We start from the raw sequence: 15106 nt of genomic DNA, 5'->3' as shown, positions 1-15106 counted from the left end.
GTCCCGGGCTGTTCTGTCGTACCGGATTGCCTCATGTCACCACGCAAAGCCCTTCCCACCGCCCTGGCCCTGGGCCTGACCCTCGCCGCCGGTGCTCACGCCGACGAAGGCATGTGGATGCCGACCCAGCTGCCGGAACTGGCCAAGCCGCTCCAGGCCGCAGGCTTCAAGGGCAATCCGGCCGACCTGGCCAACGTCACTGCACCGCCGCTGAGTGCCGTGGTGCGTGCCGGTGGTGGCACCGGCTCCTTCGTGTCCTCCGACGGCCTGCTGCTCACCAACCACCACGTGGCGATGGGCGTGATCCAGTACAACAGCTCGCCCGAGCACGACCTCATCAACGGTGGCTTCATCGCCAAGGACCGCGCCGACGAGCGCCCGGCCAACCCGGACTTCCGCGTGCTGGTCACCGTCGGCTTCGACAAGGTGACCGACCAGGTGCTGGCGCAGGCCCGTGGCAAGACCGGCCGCGCCTACTTCGATGCGGTGGATGCGGCCAGCAAGCAGATCGTGGCCGAGTGCGAGAAGGACGGCAGCGTGCGCTGCTCGGTGGCCAACATGTACTACGGCACCGACTTCTACCGCATCGCCCAGCTGGAACTGAGCGACGTGCGCCTGGTGTATGCGCCGCCGCGTGCGATCGGCAACTACGGCGATGAGATCGACAACTTCATGTGGCCGCGCCACACCGGCGACTTCACCCTGCTGCGCGCCTACGTGGGCAAGGACGGCAAGCCGGCCGCCTACAGCAAGGACAACGTGCCCTACCAGGCACCGGCACACCTGCAGATGTCGGTGGAAGGCCCGAAGGAAGGCGACTACGCGATGCTGGCCGGTTACCCGGGCATCACCTACCGCCACCGCACCGCGGCCGAATTCGCCGGCCAGATCGATGCCGTGCTGCCGCGCCGCGTGTCGGTGTTCCAGCAGATGATCGACACCATCGAGGCCGCCACCGCCAAGGACGCGCAGGCGCGTACCCGCTATGCCTCGCAGCTGCAGTCGCTGAAGAACAACCGCAAGCGCGCCGCTGGCGAACTGGAAGGCCTGCTGCGCAGCGACGCCAAGGCCCAGCGTGCCGCCGACGAGACCGCGATGCTGGCCGCGACCGACCGCAAGTACCAGGGCGACATCAAGGCGTTGCTGGCCAACCTGTCGCAGGGCGCGGCGGTGGGCGAGCGTGACCTGCTGCTGGACCAGATCGCCGCGCAGAGCCAGCTGCTGCGCTCTGCGCTGCTGCTGGAGCGCCTGCGCATCGAATCGGCCAAGCCTGACGCGCAGCGCGAGAGCGGTTACCAGCAGCGCGACCAGGCGATGATCGAAGGCGTGCTCAAGCAGGTCCAGCGCCGCTACGCGCCGGAGGTCGAGAAGGCCCTGCTGACCACCCTGCTGACCCGCTACCAGCAGCTGCCGGACGCGCAGCGCGTGGCCGAGTTCGACGCGGCCTTCGGCCGCACCCCGCAGCAGCTGGCCACGGCGCTGGACACCCTGTACGCCGGAACCCAGCTGGGCGATGAGGCGCAGCGCCTGTCGCGCTTTGCCGCCGCACGCGAAGGCAAGGCCCTGGCCGCCGATCCGCTGATCGCCGTGGCCGGCCCGCTGGTGGCCGCGCAGCTGCGCATCGAAAACGAGAGCAAGACCCGCGAAGGCGAGCAGCTGCGCCTGCGCCCGGCGTACATGCAGGCGCTGTTCGCCTGGCGTGCCAAGCAGGGCCGTGCGGTGTACCCGGACGCCAACCGCACCCTGCGCATCAGCTACGGCAAGGTCGAGGCGCTGCACCCGCGTGATGGCGTGACCTATTCGCCGGTGACCACCGTGGCCGGCATCGTCGAGAAGAACACCAACGCCTACCCGTTCGATGCACCCAAGCCGCTGCTGGCGGCGATCGCCAAGGGTGACTTCGGCAGCACCGCCGACCCGGCGCTGAAGACCCAGACGGTCAACTTCCTGACCAACCTGGATACCACCGGCGGCAACTCCGGCTCGCCGGTGCTCAACGCCAAGGGCGAACTGATCGGCCTGAACTTCGACAGCAACTGGGAGTCGGTCAGCGCCAGCTGGTGGTTCGACCCGCGCTACAAGCGCGCCGTGCACGTAGACATGCGCTACCTGCGCTGGCTGCTGGCCAAGGTCTACCCGGCGCCGGAACTGCTGAAGGAAATGGGCGTGCCGGCCCAGTAAGAAGCCGGCCACGACCAACGGTCGTGGCCCGCACCGCGTAGGCCCCCACCCTGGTGGGGGTGGTTGCCCCAACGAGCCCGCACCCCCGGCCACGCCTGGCCTACACTGCGGGTTCTTCCGACGGAAACGCACGCGTGGTCTCCAGTTGGGTTCTGCTGCTGGTCTCGGTTGCCTATGCCGCACTGCTGTTCGGCGTGGCGTGGTGGGGTGACCGCCGGCCGATGTATCCCGACCGGCCGTGGCTGCGGCCGGTGGTCTACAGCCTGGCGTTGGCGGTGTACTGCTCGTCGTGGACCTTCTACGGCGCGGTCGGCACCGCCGTGCGCAACGGCGTGGGCTACCTGCCCATCTACATCGGCCCGCTGCTGCTGCTGCTGTTCGGCTGGCGCATCATCGAGCGCCTGGCGCTGATCGCGCGCAGCCAGAACGTGGTTTCCATCGCCGATTTCATCTCTTCGCGCTTCGGCCGTTCGCGGCGGCTGGCGGCGTTGGTGGCGATCATCGCGCTGATTGGCATCATTCCGTACCTGGCGCTGCAGTACAAAGCAGTGGCGATGAGCCTGCAGGTACTGACCGGCAACACCGGCCCGACCGGCTTCTTCACCGATCCGGCGCTGTACGTGGCGCTGCTGATGGCGTTGTTCGCCACCCTGTTCGGCACCCGCCAGGTCGATGCCACCGAGCACCACCACGGCATGATGCTGGCGATCGCCTTCGAATCGGTGATCAAGCTGCTGGCGATGGTGGCAGTGGGCGTGTTCGCCTACCTGTGGCTGAGCAACCGCACCGACGCGGTGGTCGAGTCGGTGCATACGCTGTTCACCGGCCTGCCGCCGGTGGGCTTCATCTCGCAGACCCTGCTCAGTTTCCTGGCCATCATCTGCCTGCCGCGCCAGTTCCACGTGGCCGTGGTCGAGTGCGGCGATGTGCGCGACGTGCGCCGCGCGCGCTGGATGTTCGGCGGCTACCTGGTGCTGATCTCGGGCATGGTGCTGCCGATCGCCACCGCCGGCGTGACCCTGTTTGGCACCGGCGGCAGCGTCGCCGACGACTCGATGGTGCTGGCCCTGCCGCTGGCCGAGGGCCGCAACGCACTGGCGCTGATCGCCTACGTGGGCGGCTTTTCGGCGGCCACCGGCATGGTCATCGTGTCGTCCATCGCGCTGGCCACCATGGTCAGCAACGACCTGGTGATGCCGGTGCTGCTGCGTCGGAGCGGTGACCACCAGGAGGCCGCCGACGTCGCCTCGCGCGTGCTGTGGATCCGCCGCCTGGCGATCCTGCTGCTGGCGCTGATGGCGTACAGCTACTACCGCACCAGCAGCAACGACAGCACGTTGGCCTCGTACGGCCTGATGGCGTTCGCGGCGGTAGCGCAGTTCGCGCCCGGCCTGATCGGCGGCCTGTACTGGCGCGGTGCCAGCCGGCGTGGTGTCGAGGTGGGCATGCTGCTCGGCTTCGCCACCTGGCTGTACACCCTGCTGCTGCCGGCGATGACCATGGCCGGCTGGGTCGACGCCGCCTGGGTGCAGCACGGCCCGTTCGGCATCGAGTGGCTGCGTCCGCAGCAGCTGTTCGGCATGTCCGGCTGGGATCCGCTGACCCACGGCACGTTCTGGTCGCTGCTGGTCAACGCGGCGACGATGATGCTGGTGTCCGCGCGCTGGCGCCCCGGTGTGGACGAGCGGCTGCGCGCCGCGCCGTTCCTCGACCCGTATGCCGAGCGCCCGTCGGTGGCCGGTGGCTGGCCCGGTCATGTGCACGTGGGCGACCTGCTGGCACTGGCCTCGCGCGTGGTCGGCGAGCGCCATGCGCGGCGCTCGTTCTTCGAGCAGGCACAGTCGCTGGGCCGCGAGCTGCAATCCTCGGCGCCGGCCGACCGGCCGTGGGTGCAGTTCACCGAACGCCTGCTGGCCGCGTCGATTGGTGCGGCCTCGGCGCGCCTGCTGCTGACCAGCCTGCTGCGTGGCTCGGGCATGGACCTTGGCGAAGTGGTGGCGGTGCTGGACGAAGCCGGGCAGGAACTGCGCTTCAACCGCGAGATCCTGTCGACCACGCTGGAGAACATCAGCGCCGGGGTCAGCGTGGTCGATCCGGACATGCGCCTGACCGCGTGGAACCGCCGCTACCAGGACATGTTCGGTTACCCCGACGGCATGCTCTACGTGGGCCGCCCGGTGGCCGACCTGATCCGCTACAACGCCGAGCGCGGCGAGCTGGGCGAGGGCGATATCGAAGTGCAGATCAACCGCCGCATCGGCTACATGCGCGCCGGTTCGCCGCACGTGTTCGAGCGCACCCGCAGCGACGGCAAGGTGATCGAGATGCGCGGCCAGGCGCTGCCCGGCGGCGGCTACGTGACCAGCTACAACGACATCACCGACTACAAGCACGCCGAAAAGGCGCTGCTTGAAGCCAACGAAACGCTGGAGCAGCGCGTGGCCGAGCGCTCGCATGAGGCCGAGGTCGCGCAGCAGTCGAAGACCCGCTTCCTGGCGGCGATCAGCCATGACGTGCTGCAACCGTTGAATGCCGCGCGGCTGTTTGCGTCCGCACTGCGCGACAGCGATCACGTGAGCGACGAGCAGAAGCATCTAGCCGAACGCGTAGACGCGTCGCTGCGTGCGGCCGAAGAACTGCTGGATGGTCTGCTGGACGTATCGCGGCTGGATGCCGGTGGCCTGCACCCGGTGATCGGCGAGTTCGATGTGAGTGCGTTGATGCGCGAGCTGGCTGCGCAGTACACGCCGGTCGCCGCCGGTCGTGGCCTGCGCCTGGACCTGTTCGCGCGCGCGGCCTGGGTGCGCAGTGATCGCCGGCTGCTGCGCCGCGTGCTGCAGAACTTCCTGGCCAATGCGCTGCGTTACACGCGCCAAGGGCGCATCGTGCTGGCCGTGCGCCAGCGCGGCGACGAAGTGGAACTGCAGGTGTGGGATACCGGCCCGGGCATTCCCGAACACCATATGCGGCAGATCTTCGACGAGTTCCACCGCTACCAGCAGCCGTTCGACTGGGGAGAGCAGGGGTTGGGCCTGGGCCTGTCGATCTGCCAGCGCATCTCGCGCCTGCTCGACCATCGCCTCAACGCACGCAGCCGCGTTGGCAGTGGCTCGATGTTCTCGATCATCCTGCCGCGGGTTGCGCCCTTGCCCGGCTACACCGAGCCTGCCAAGGCGACCCAGGCCATGGCCACACCGGTGCGCAGCGATTCGCTGGCGGGCCTGCGGGTGCTGTGCGTGGACAACGACGAGGAAATCCTCGACGGCATGCGCGCGCTGCTGGGCCGGTGGCAGGTGCAGGTGATCACTGCCGCCACCGTCGACCAGGCGCTGGAGAAGATCGCCGAGCGCCCGCAGGTGATGCTGGTGGACTACCACCTGCACGACCGCATGGATGGCCTGGATGCGCTGGTGGCACTTCGCGAGGCTGCGGGCTACCCGTTGCCCGGCGCGCTGCTGACCGCCGATGGTCGCGACGAGTTGAAGCGGATGGCGCGCGAACGCGGCTACCGCGTGCTGACCAAGCCGATCAAGCCGGCCTCGCTGCGCGCCTTCCTCGGCGCGCTGCGCGACGCCGGCAACAGCGATGCCTGATTGGCAACTGTAGAGCCGAGCCTATGCTCGGCTTCCGCGCGCTGCACGGCGCCGATATAGCCATCGCTATACAAACCAGCCCTGCCTGCGCGTTTCGCTGGAAATGCGCCACGCGCGAATCGCGATGCTAAGCTTCGCGTCCCCTTGGGGAGTAGCCGGATTCCTTCGCAGGAATCGTCCACGTCAACATACTCGGCCAGTGCGCCGTGGCGTGGACAACCATGATGGTTGGCGAGACCAGCGGCCCGCGCGCGCAACGTCAGGTTGGGCGCGAGCGCAGGCCGTGCGTCCGTCCTAGCCCGACCTCAGCCGCTGTCCATGTCCCCCATTTCGATCCTCCTGATCGGCTTTGCCATGTCCACCGATGCCTTCGCTGCGGCGATCGGCAAGGGTGCGGCCATGCGCAAGCCGGTGTTCCGCGATGCACTGCGGGCCGGCATCATCTTCGGCGTCATCGAGGCGATCACGCCCATCATCGGCTGGCTGCTCGGTCGCGCCGCGCTGCAGTACGTCGAAGCCTTCGACCACTGGATCGCCTTCGGCCTGCTCGGCGCGCTGGGCATCCACATGATCTACAACGGCCTGCTCCCGGACAGTGCCGAGGAAGACGAAGACCCTTCGCAGCACCACGGCTTCTGGAAGCTGGCGCTGACCGGTTTCGCCACCAGCATCGACGCGATGGCCGTGGGCATCGGCCTGGCCTTCATGGACGTCCATATCGGCGTGATGGCGGCGGTCATCGGTCTGTGCACGCTGACCATGGTCACCGTCGGCATCATGCTCGGCCGCGTGCTGGGCAGCATGGTCGGCAAGCGTGCCGAGATCATCGGCGGCGTGATCCTGATGATCATCGGCGCGACGATCCTGTACGAACACCTGCACGGCGTGGGGTAAGCAGGGAAATCTGTAGAGCCGAGCCCACGCTCGGCTGCTTTGCATGTCAGCCGAGCATGGGCTCGGCTCTACATCAGGGTTTTGGCTGACAAGCATTGCGGTGTTGCACTGATGGAGAGGCTGTCACGCGTGCCATAGCGTCTTCGCATGGCCAGTCCCGCACTCCGTTATGGTCGTTGGTCGCATACCGGCAATGTCTATGCCCTTACGACGGTGACGCATGCGCGTCGTCCCTGGTTCAGTGACAAGGGCAACGTCGATCTGCTGATCGAAGCGCTGCGCACAGTCGAGCAAACCGGTCGTACCTTCTCCCTGGCCTGGGTGATCATGCCGGACCACCTGCATTGGTTGATCGAGCTGCGTACGGGCACGCTGGCCGGCTGCATGCAGATCCTGAAGTCCCGGAGTGGAAGATCCATCGCCAGGCGCGTTGATGCGAGCGCGCCGATCGGGCAGGCGGGATACTACGATCATCCGCTGCGCGGCGATGAATGCCTGCGCACGCAGGCGATGTACATCGCGGCCAATCCCGTGCGTGCAGGATTGGCCACGCGCATCGGGGAATACCCCTATGTGTGGAGTCGATGGCCGCTTGAAGCGTGATCTGGAACCTGGCGAAGAGCAACCGAGCATGGGCTCGGCTCTACAGCGGAGGTCTCAGTCTTCTTCCGGCGGCAGCACGATGGCGTCGTCGTCGATCGCCAGCTTGCCGGCCATCAGCACGGCCTGGGTGCGGTTGGTCACGCCCAGCTTGCGCAGGATGGCGGTGACGTGGGCCTTGATCGTCGCTTCGGAGACGCTGAGGTCGTAGGCGATCTGCTTGTTCAAGCGCCCAGCGCCGAGCATCTGCAGGACGCGGAACTGCTGCGGGGTCAGCTCGCGCAGGCGCTGGCCGACTTCGCGTTCTTCGCTGCCGGTAGGCGGCACGTTGTGCGCTTCCGGCGGTGCCCAGGTCTCGCCATCGAGGATGGCGCCCAGCGCATGGCCGATGGTGTCCGAATCCGCAGACTTCGGAATGAAGCCCAGCGCACCGTGGTCGAGCGCGCGGCGCATCACCGTGGCCTCCTCACGTGCGGACACCACCACCACCGGCAGGTGCGGGTGCAGCGAGCGCATGTGCACCAGCGCGTTGAAACCCTGTGCGCCAGGCATGTTGAGGTCCATCAGGACCAGGTCGGCGTCGTTGTGCTGGTCGGCCAGTGCATACAACGCTTCCACGCTGTCGGCCTCGAACAGCTGCACGCCGGGGATGACCCGCTGCACGGCCCCACGCAGGGCTTCGCGGAACAGCGGGTGGTCATCGGCAATCAGGAGGGTGGTCATGGTCGGGGGGAACCGTGGGGGAAAGCAGATGGGGTCAGAGCCCTTTCCTTGCGGAAAGGGATCCGACCCCGGGTCGTACGTCAGCGCACCTTGCGCTCGTCCACCAGCGACGCCACCACCGACGGATCGGCCAGGGTCGAGGTGTCGCCAAGCTGGTCCGGCGCGTTCTCGGCAATCTTGCGCAGGATGCGGCGCATGATCTTGCCCGAGCGGGTCTTCGGCAGGCCCGGCGCCCACTGCAGGTGGTCCGGCGTGGCGATCGGGCCGATCTCCTTGCGCACCCAGGCGATCAGCTCCTTGTACAGCTCGTCGCTCGGTGCCTCTTCGGCCACTAGGGTGACGTAGGCGTAGATGCCCTGGCCCTTCACGTCGTGCGGGAAGCCGACCACGGCCGCTTCGGCCACCTTCGGGTGCGAGACCAGCGCGCTTTCCACTTCGGCGGTGCCGATGCGGTGGCCCGACACATTGATCACGTCGTCGACGCGGCCGGTGATCCAGTAATAGCCGTCTTCGTCGCGGCGGCACCCGTCACCGGTGAAGTAGCTGCCCGGGTAGGTGCGGAAATACGTATCGATGAAACGCTGGTGGTCGCCGTACACCGTGCGCATCTGGCCCGGCCAGGAATCACGGATGATCAGGTTGCCCTCGGTCGGGCCGTCCTGGATCTCGCCATCGGCATTGACCAGCGCCGGCTGCACGCCGAAGAAGGGCAGGGTGGCCGAACCCGGCTTGAGGTCCATCGCACCGGCCAGCGGCGAGATCAGGATGCCGCCGGTCTCGGTCTGCCACCAGGTATCGACGATCGGGCAGCGGCTGTCGCCGACCACCTCGTAGTACCAGCGCCAGGCCTCCGGGTTGATCGGCTCGCCCACGCTGCCGAGCAGGCGCAGCGACGCGCGCGAGGTCTTCTTCACCGGCTCCTCGCCCTCGCGCATCAGCGCACGGATGGCGGTCGGGGCGGTGTAGAAGATGCTCACCTTGTGCTTGTCGATGACGTTCCAGAAGCGCGAGGTGTCCGGATAGTTCGGCACGCCTTCGAACATCAGCGAGGTCGCACCGTTGGCCAGTGGCCCGTACACGATGTAGCTGTGGCCGGTGACCCAGCCGACGTCGGCGGTGCACCAGTAGATGTCGTCCTCGCGCAGGTCGAACACCGCTTCATGGGTGTAGGCCGCATACAGCAGGTAGCCGCCGGTGGTGTGCAGCACACCCTTGGGCTTGCCGGTGGAACCGGAGGTGTAGAGGATGAACAGCGGGTCTTCCGCGTTCATGCGTTCCGGTTCGCAGGTGGACGGCTGGCTGTCCACCACGTCGTGGAACCAGCGGTCGCGCGGGGCCTGCATGTCCACCGCGCCGCCGGTGTGGCGCACCACCAGCACGGTTTCAACCGTGTTCGTGCCCGGCAGCTTCAGCGCGGCATCGACGTTGGCCTTCAGCGGAATCTTTCGACCACCACGCAGGCCCTCGTCGGCGGTGATGATCAGCTTGCTCTGGCAGTCGCTGACGCGGTCGGCGATCGAGTTCGGTGCGAAGCCACCGAACACCACCGAGTGGATCGCACCGATGCGCGCGCAGGCCAGCATGGCCACCGCGGCGTCGACGATCATCGGCAGGTAGATGGTGACCCGGTCGCCCTTCTTGACGCCGAGGTTGCGCAGCGCGTTGCCGAGGCGGCAGGTGCGCTCGTACAGCTCGCGATAGGTCACATGCTGGGCCGGTGCATCCGGGCCGTCCGGCTCGAACAGCAGGGCGGTCTTGTCGGCGCGCGTTTCCAGCTGGCGATCCAGGCAGTTCACGCTGGCATTGAGCTCGCCATCCTCGAACCACTTGATGCGGAAGTCGGACAGGTCATAGCTGACGTTCTTGATCTTCGTCGGCTTGCGCATCCATTGCAGGCGCTCGGCGGCCTTGCCCCAGAATCCATCCGGATCGGCCACCGACGCCTGGTACTGCTGTTCATAGGTCTTCTTGTCGATGCGTGCCTTGGCGGCGAACTGCGGATCGACGGGGTAGATATCAGCCATGGCACCCTCACTTGCACGTTGACTTTGTATGTGCGGTCGCAGCATCGCAACGACCGATCCCCCTCAGTTTGCCCCATCCACCCCCGGCCGCGTCACCACCCTGGTTAGACCATGGTCGAAAGTGAGCGCCTTGCAGGCCCGGGTTCGACCAATGGCGAATAGCCGCTATACATAATCGCCCCGCAGTCTCGGCTCGACCGTGCCCCACGCGCGGCATCACCTTGCCACTTGGGAGAGAGGGCAACATGAGCCACCGTACGTTGAAAGCCGTGCGCACACCTTTGGCGGCCTGCCTGCTGGTCGCCCTGGTCGCACCGGGCATGGCGTTCGCAGAGACCGCCAAAGAGAAGGCACTGGAAGCACGCGTTGCCGAACTGGAACGCCAGGTCCAGCTGCTGCTGTCTTCGCAGCAACAACAACAGACCCAGATCAGCCAGACCCAGCAGGCCGTGACCGAAGTGCGCACGGTGCAGGCCGGGCAGAAGCCGGTCGCACAGGTGCCGGCCGGCAAGCAGCCGATCCAGGTCACCACCCTCACCCCGGGCGCCGCGCCGGGCACCACGGTCAAGATCGGCGGCTTCATCAAGGCCGACTTCCTGGCCACCCAGACCAGCGATGGCCAGCTGGCCGACGACGCCACCGGCCGTTCGCTGTACCTGCCGGGCCAGACCCCGGTCGAAGGCGCTGGCGGCAGCGGCAAGCGCTCGGGCACCGATTTCAACGCCCATGCCAAGTTCTCGCGCTTCAACCTGGGCATCGACAACGTCAGCGAATCGGGCAACAAGGCCGGTGCGTTCTTCGAGATGGACTTCTTCGGCAACTCGCTGGGCAACCAGACCGCCACCAACACCTACGGCGTGACCCTGCGCCACGCTTACATGTACTGGAACAACTGGCTGGCCGGCCAGACCTGGTCAAACTTCATGGACGCGGCCGCACTGCCCGAAGCGGTCGACTTCGTCGGCCCCACCGACGGCGTGATCTTCGTGCGCCAGGCGCAGGTGCGCTACACCCAGGGCGGCTTCAGTGTCGCACTGGAAAACCCGGAAACCACCACCCTCACCGGCACCCGCAACCCGGTCACCGGTGCCTGGACCAACGCCAGCGCCAACTCCGACCGTGGCAGCCTGCCCGACCTGACCCTGCGCTATGGCTGGAAGGGCGACTGGGGCACCTTCGGCGTCGGCGGCATCGTCCGTCAGCTGAAGGTCGACAACCAGGCCACCGGCGCGAAGGCCGACAAGGTGGCCGGCGGCCTGACCCTGGGCGGCAAGTGGGTGATGGGTGACAGCGATTCGCTGCACTACCAGCTGACCGGCGGCGAAGGCATCGCCCGCTACATCGGCCTGGGCATCACCGCCGACAGCGCCTACGACGTGGCCCGCGATGAGCTCAACCCGACCGGCGTGCTGGCCGGCTACGTCGGCTGGCGGCATGCGTTCTCGCCGAAGCTGCGCACCAACCTGATCTACGCGCGCAGCGACTACGACAACGACAGCATCCTCGGCCCGCTGGTGACCAAGAGCGTGCAGAGCGTCCGCGGCAACATCTTCTATTCACCGCTGCCCAAGGTCGATATCGGCGCCGAGCTGATGTATGGCCGTCGCGAAGTGGAGAACGGCAACAAGGGTGACATCACCCGGTTGCAGTTCACCACGAAGTACAGCTTCTAAGAGCGTGCCGGCCAGCGGCCGGCACCTACCGAGATGGGGTGCCGGCCAAGGTCGGCATCTACCGAATTGAGTGCCGACCAACGGTCGGCACTCACCAACAACGATTGCTTCGGAGGGGAAGCGTCCCATGTCCAGTACACCCAGCACCGCACATAAGGCGGGCACCCTGACCAAGGGCCACAAGAAGGTCATCTTCGCCTCGAGCCTCGGCACGGTCTTCGAGTGGTATGACTTCTTCCTGTACGGCTCGCTCGCGGCCATCATCGCCAAGCAGTTCTTCAGCGGCGTCAATGAAACCACGGGCATGATCTTCGCCCTGCTGGCGTTCGCCGCCGGCTTCTTCGTGCGTCCGTTCGGCGCGGCCTTCTTCGGCAGCCTCGGCGACCGCATCGGCCGCAAGTACACCTTCCTGGTCACCATCCTGATCATGGGCATCTCGACCTTCCTGGTCGGCGTGCTGCCCAACTACGCCTCGATCGGTTTTGCCGCACCGGTGATCCTGATCATCCTGCGCCTGGCCCAGGGTCTGGCGATGGGCGGCGAGTACGGCGGTGCCGCCACCTACGTGGCCGAGCACGCGCCGGACGACAAGCGCGGCCTGTACACCAGCTTCATCCAGTGCACCGCCACGCTGGGCCTGTTCCTGTCGCTGCTGATCATCCTGGCCTGCCGCATGACCCTGGGCAACGAGGCGTTCGAGGCCTGGGGCTGGCGCATCCCGTTCCTGGTGTCGATCCTGCTGCTGGGCATTTCGGTATGGATCCGCCTGCAGCTGAGCGAATCGCCGCTGTTCCAGCAGATGAAGGCTGAAGGCAAGGGCTCCAAGACCCCGTTCCGCGACAGCCTGAAGGGCGGCAACCTGAAGCTGATGTTGCTGGTCCTGCTCGGTGCAGCGGCTGGCCAGGCCGTGGTCTGGTACGGCGGACAGTTCTACGCGCTGTTCTTCCTCAGCAGCATGCTGAAGGTCGATGCCACCACCTCCTACCTGCTGATCGCCGCAGCGCTGGCACTGGGCACGCCGTTCTTCATCTTCTTCGGCTGGCTGTCCGACCGCATCGGCCGCAAGAAGATCATCCTGGCCGGCTGCCTGCTGGCGGCCATCACCTACATCCCGATCTTCAAGGGCCTGACCCACTTCGCCAACCCGGCCATCGAAGAAGCCCGCAGCAGCTCGCCGGCGCTGGTCGTCGCCGATCCGGCCACCTGCTCGTTCCAGTTCGATCCGGTGGGCCTGCGCAAGTTCACCAGCTCCTGCGACGTGGCCACCGCTGCGCTGACCAAGGCCGGTGTGCCGTACGACGTGCAGCCCGCCGCCGCCGGCTCGCTGGCGATGGTGAATGTGGGCAGCGCCAGCGTCACCTCGTATGAGGCCGCCGGCCTGACCAAGGAAGAAGGCAAGGCCAAGGCCGATGCGTTCGGCGCGGAACTGAAGACCGCCCTGACCTCTGCCGGCTACCCGGCCAAGGCCGATGGTGCGCGCATCAACATTGCCGGCACCATCTTCATGCTGTGGCTGCTGGTGCTGTACGTGACCATGGTCTACGGCCCGATTGCCGCCTACCTGGTCGAACTGTTCCCGACCCGCATCCGCTACACCTCGATGTCGCTGCCGTACCACATCGGCAACGGCTGGTTCGGTGGCTTCCTGCCGGCGATCTCGTTCGCGCTGGTGGCCGGTACCGGCAACCTGTACTACGGCCTGTGGTACCCGATTGCGATCGCACTGATGTCGGTGGTGATCGGCGGCCTGTTCCTGCGCGAGACCAAGAACGTGGATATCACCAAGTAACCGGCGTGCCGACCAACGGTCGGCACCCACCGCGTTTCAGGGGCCGCGGTGCAGACCGCGGCCTTTCTGTTTTCTGCGCCGTGTCATTTCGGCTCGCATTCCGGTAGTGCCGGCCGCTGGCCGGCAACCCCATGAATCTCCGCAGACATGAACCCATTGCCGGCCAGCGGCCGGCACTACCATGGCGATGCGCGGCACCCCGTATAGTCGGCCCATGACCACCGTCACCCCGGCCGAGCTCCCCGCCATCCTGCACACCCTGCGCAGCGCCTGGCAGTCGCAGCGCCCCACGCTCGACCAGCGCGAAGCCGACCTGCGCCGCCTGCGCGAGGCGCTGAAGCCACGCCTGGACGAAATGGCCACGGCCATCGCCGAAGACTTCGGCCACCGCGCCCACACCGAATCGAAGCTGGCCGATGGCATGAGCGTGCTGTCGGCCATCGACCACCTGCGCCGCCACCTGCGGCGCTGGTCGAAGCCACAGCGTGTGGGCGCCGGCTGGCGGCTGTGGCCGGCGCGCGCGCAGTTGCGGCCGACGCCGCTGGGCGTGGTCGGGGTGATCTCGCCCTGGAACTACCCGGTCACGCTGGCACTGGTGCCGTTGGCCACCGCCATCGCTGCGGGCAACCACGTGCTGCTGAAGCCTTCGGAACACACGCCCCGCACCAGCGCGTTCCTGGCCGATCTGCTGGCCAGTGTGTTCCCGCCCGATCGCGTGGCGGTGGTGCAGGGCGATGCGGACGTAGCGGCGGCGGTGTCGTCGCTGCCGTTGGACCATCTGCTGTTCACCGGCTCGACGGCCGTTGGCCGCAAGGTGATGGCCGCCGCCGCCGAGCATCTGGTGCCGGTCACGTTGGAACTGGGCGGCAAGTCGCCGGCGATCGTCTGCCGCGATTTCCCACTGGGAAAGGCCGCCGCGCGGCTGGCCACCGGCAAGTGGTTCAATGCCGGCCAGACCTGTATCGCGCCGGATTACGTGCTGATCGACACCGCGCGCCAGCGCGAGTTCGTACAGGTGCTGCAGCAGCAGGTGCGCGAGCGCTATGGCGACTTCAGCGATGCCGACGACTACACCCGCATCATCAACGAAGGCCAGTACCAACGCCTGCAGGGCTACCTGGCGCAGGCGCGCGAACGCGGGGTGCCGGTGATTCCGCTGGCGCAGGTGGATGACGCGCGCGCCGACCGCGAGCGTCTGCTGGTGCCGACCGTGGTGCTGGACCCGACGGACGACCTGGATCTGATGCGCGAGGAGATCTTCGGGCCGATCCTGCCGGTGCGGGCCTATCCGGATCTGGAGGCGGCGCTGGCCGATGTGCTGTCCCGCGACCGGCCGCTGGCGCTGTATCCCTTCAGCCACGACAAGGCGACGGTGGAGCGCATCCTCGGCCAGGTGGTGGCGGGCGGGGTGACGGTGAATGACACGCTGCTGCACTTCGCCGCCGATGGCCTGCCGTTTGGCGGGGTGGGCGCCAGCGGCATGGGCGCGTACCACGGCCGCGCCGGGTTCGATGCCATGAGCAAGCGGCTGCCAGTGCTCTGGCAGGCGCGGTGGGCGGCCAGCGACCGGCTGCGGCCGCCGTATTCGAAGATTGCGGGGTTGTTGAAGCTGCTGCTTCGGTAGTGCCG

At 67.2% G+C, this 15106-nt stretch carries 9 protein-coding genes and 1 riboswitch; of the genes, 7 read left to right on the top strand and 2 right to left on the bottom strand.

Features of this window, described 5'->3' with window-relative positions:
• Positions 1-33: 33 nt before the first annotated feature.
• The 4 genes from G370_RS0117555 (at position 34) to G370_RS0117540 (ending at position 7271) form a co-directional block, all read left to right on the top strand.
• Positions 34-2181 (top strand): S46 family peptidase, encoded by a 2148-nt coding sequence (locus G370_RS0117555; protein ID WP_019661761.1) that lies wholly within the window; start codon positions 34-36, stop codon positions 2179-2181.
• A gap of 134 nt (positions 2182-2315) precedes the next feature.
• Positions 2316-5774, top strand: coding sequence for a hybrid sensor histidine kinase/response regulator (locus G370_RS0117550; RefSeq protein WP_019661760.1), 3459 nt, complete (start codon positions 2316-2318; stop codon positions 5772-5774).
• 140 nt (positions 5775-5914) lie between these two features.
• Positions 5915-6004, top strand: a riboswitch (yybP-ykoY riboswitch).
• An 88-nt stretch (positions 6005-6092) separates the two neighbouring features.
• A complete protein-coding gene (locus tag G370_RS0117545; protein WP_019661759.1) occupies positions 6093-6668 on the top strand; it encodes a manganese efflux pump MntP in 576 nt (191 codons plus the stop codon).
• A gap of 147 nt (positions 6669-6815) precedes the next feature.
• Entirely contained in the window at positions 6816-7271 is a 456-nt protein-coding gene (locus G370_RS0117540) for an REP-associated tyrosine transposase (protein WP_019661758.1), read from the top strand.
• A gap of 54 nt (positions 7272-7325) precedes the next feature.
• Here G370_RS0117540 and G370_RS0117535 read toward each other — a convergent pair whose 3' ends face one another.
• Both G370_RS0117535 and acs read right to left on the bottom strand, forming a co-directional pair.
• A complete protein-coding gene (locus G370_RS0117535; protein WP_019661757.1) occupies positions 7326-7991 on the bottom strand; it encodes a response regulator transcription factor in 666 nt (221 codons plus the stop codon).
• A gap of 80 nt (positions 7992-8071) precedes the next feature.
• On the bottom strand, positions 8072-10015 hold the full coding sequence (gene acs / locus G370_RS0117530; RefSeq protein ID WP_019661756.1) for an acetate--CoA ligase: 1944 nt from the start codon (positions 10013-10015) through the stop codon (positions 8072-8074).
• A gap of 245 nt (positions 10016-10260) precedes the next feature.
• Here acs and G370_RS0117525 point away from each other — a divergent pair, with 245 nt between their 5' ends.
• The 3 genes from G370_RS0117525 (at position 10261) to G370_RS0117515 (ending at position 15101) form a co-directional block, all read left to right on the top strand.
• Positions 10261-11688, top strand: a complete 1428-nt coding sequence (locus G370_RS0117525) for a DcaP family trimeric outer membrane transporter (RefSeq protein WP_019661755.1) — start codon at positions 10261-10263, stop codon at positions 11686-11688.
• Between the two features lie 127 nt (positions 11689-11815).
• The gene (locus G370_RS0117520) at positions 11816-13477 is read left to right on the top strand and encodes an MFS transporter (RefSeq protein WP_005420402.1); all 1662 of its coding nucleotides are present in this window, start codon (positions 11816-11818) and stop codon (positions 13475-13477) included.
• Between the two features lie 214 nt (positions 13478-13691).
• Entirely contained in the window at positions 13692-15101 is a 1410-nt protein-coding gene (locus G370_RS0117515; protein ID WP_019661754.1) for a coniferyl aldehyde dehydrogenase, read from the top strand.
• Positions 15102-15106: the final 5 nt, after the last annotated feature.

Origin of the sequence: Stenotrophomonas hibiscicola ATCC 19867 (genome assembly GCF_000382065.1) — a bacterium.
Taxonomy (GTDB): Bacteria; Pseudomonadota; Gammaproteobacteria; order Xanthomonadales; family Xanthomonadaceae; genus Stenotrophomonas; species Stenotrophomonas hibiscicola.
Note: the sequence above shows the minus strand (reverse complement) of the source record. Positions and strands in the feature narration are given on the sequence as shown.

Excerpts from the sequence above, each read along its gene's own strand:
- G370_RS0117555 (WP_019661761.1), top strand. The coding sequence starts at position 34 with ATGTCACCACGCAAAGCCCTTCCCACCGCCCTGGCCCTGGGCCTGACC.
- G370_RS0117545 (WP_019661759.1), top strand. The coding sequence starts at position 6,093 with ATGTCCCCCATTTCGATCCTCCTGATCGGCTTTGCCATGTCCACCGAT.
- G370_RS0117540 (WP_019661758.1), top strand. The coding sequence starts at position 6,816 with ATGGCCAGTCCCGCACTCCGTTATGGTCGTTGGTCGCATACCGGCAAT.
- G370_RS0117535 (WP_019661757.1), bottom strand. The coding sequence starts at position 7,991 with ATGACCACCCTCCTGATTGCCGATGACCACCCGCTGTTCCGCGAAGCC.
- acs (WP_019661756.1), bottom strand. The coding sequence starts at position 10,015 with ATGGCTGATATCTACCCCGTCGATCCGCAGTTCGCCGCCAAGGCACGC.
- G370_RS0117525 (WP_019661755.1), top strand. The coding sequence starts at position 10,261 with ATGAGCCACCGTACGTTGAAAGCCGTGCGCACACCTTTGGCGGCCTGC.
- G370_RS0117520 (WP_005420402.1), top strand. The coding sequence starts at position 11,816 with ATGTCCAGTACACCCAGCACCGCACATAAGGCGGGCACCCTGACCAAG.
- G370_RS0117515 (WP_019661754.1), top strand. The coding sequence starts at position 13,692 with ATGACCACCGTCACCCCGGCCGAGCTCCCCGCCATCCTGCACACCCTG.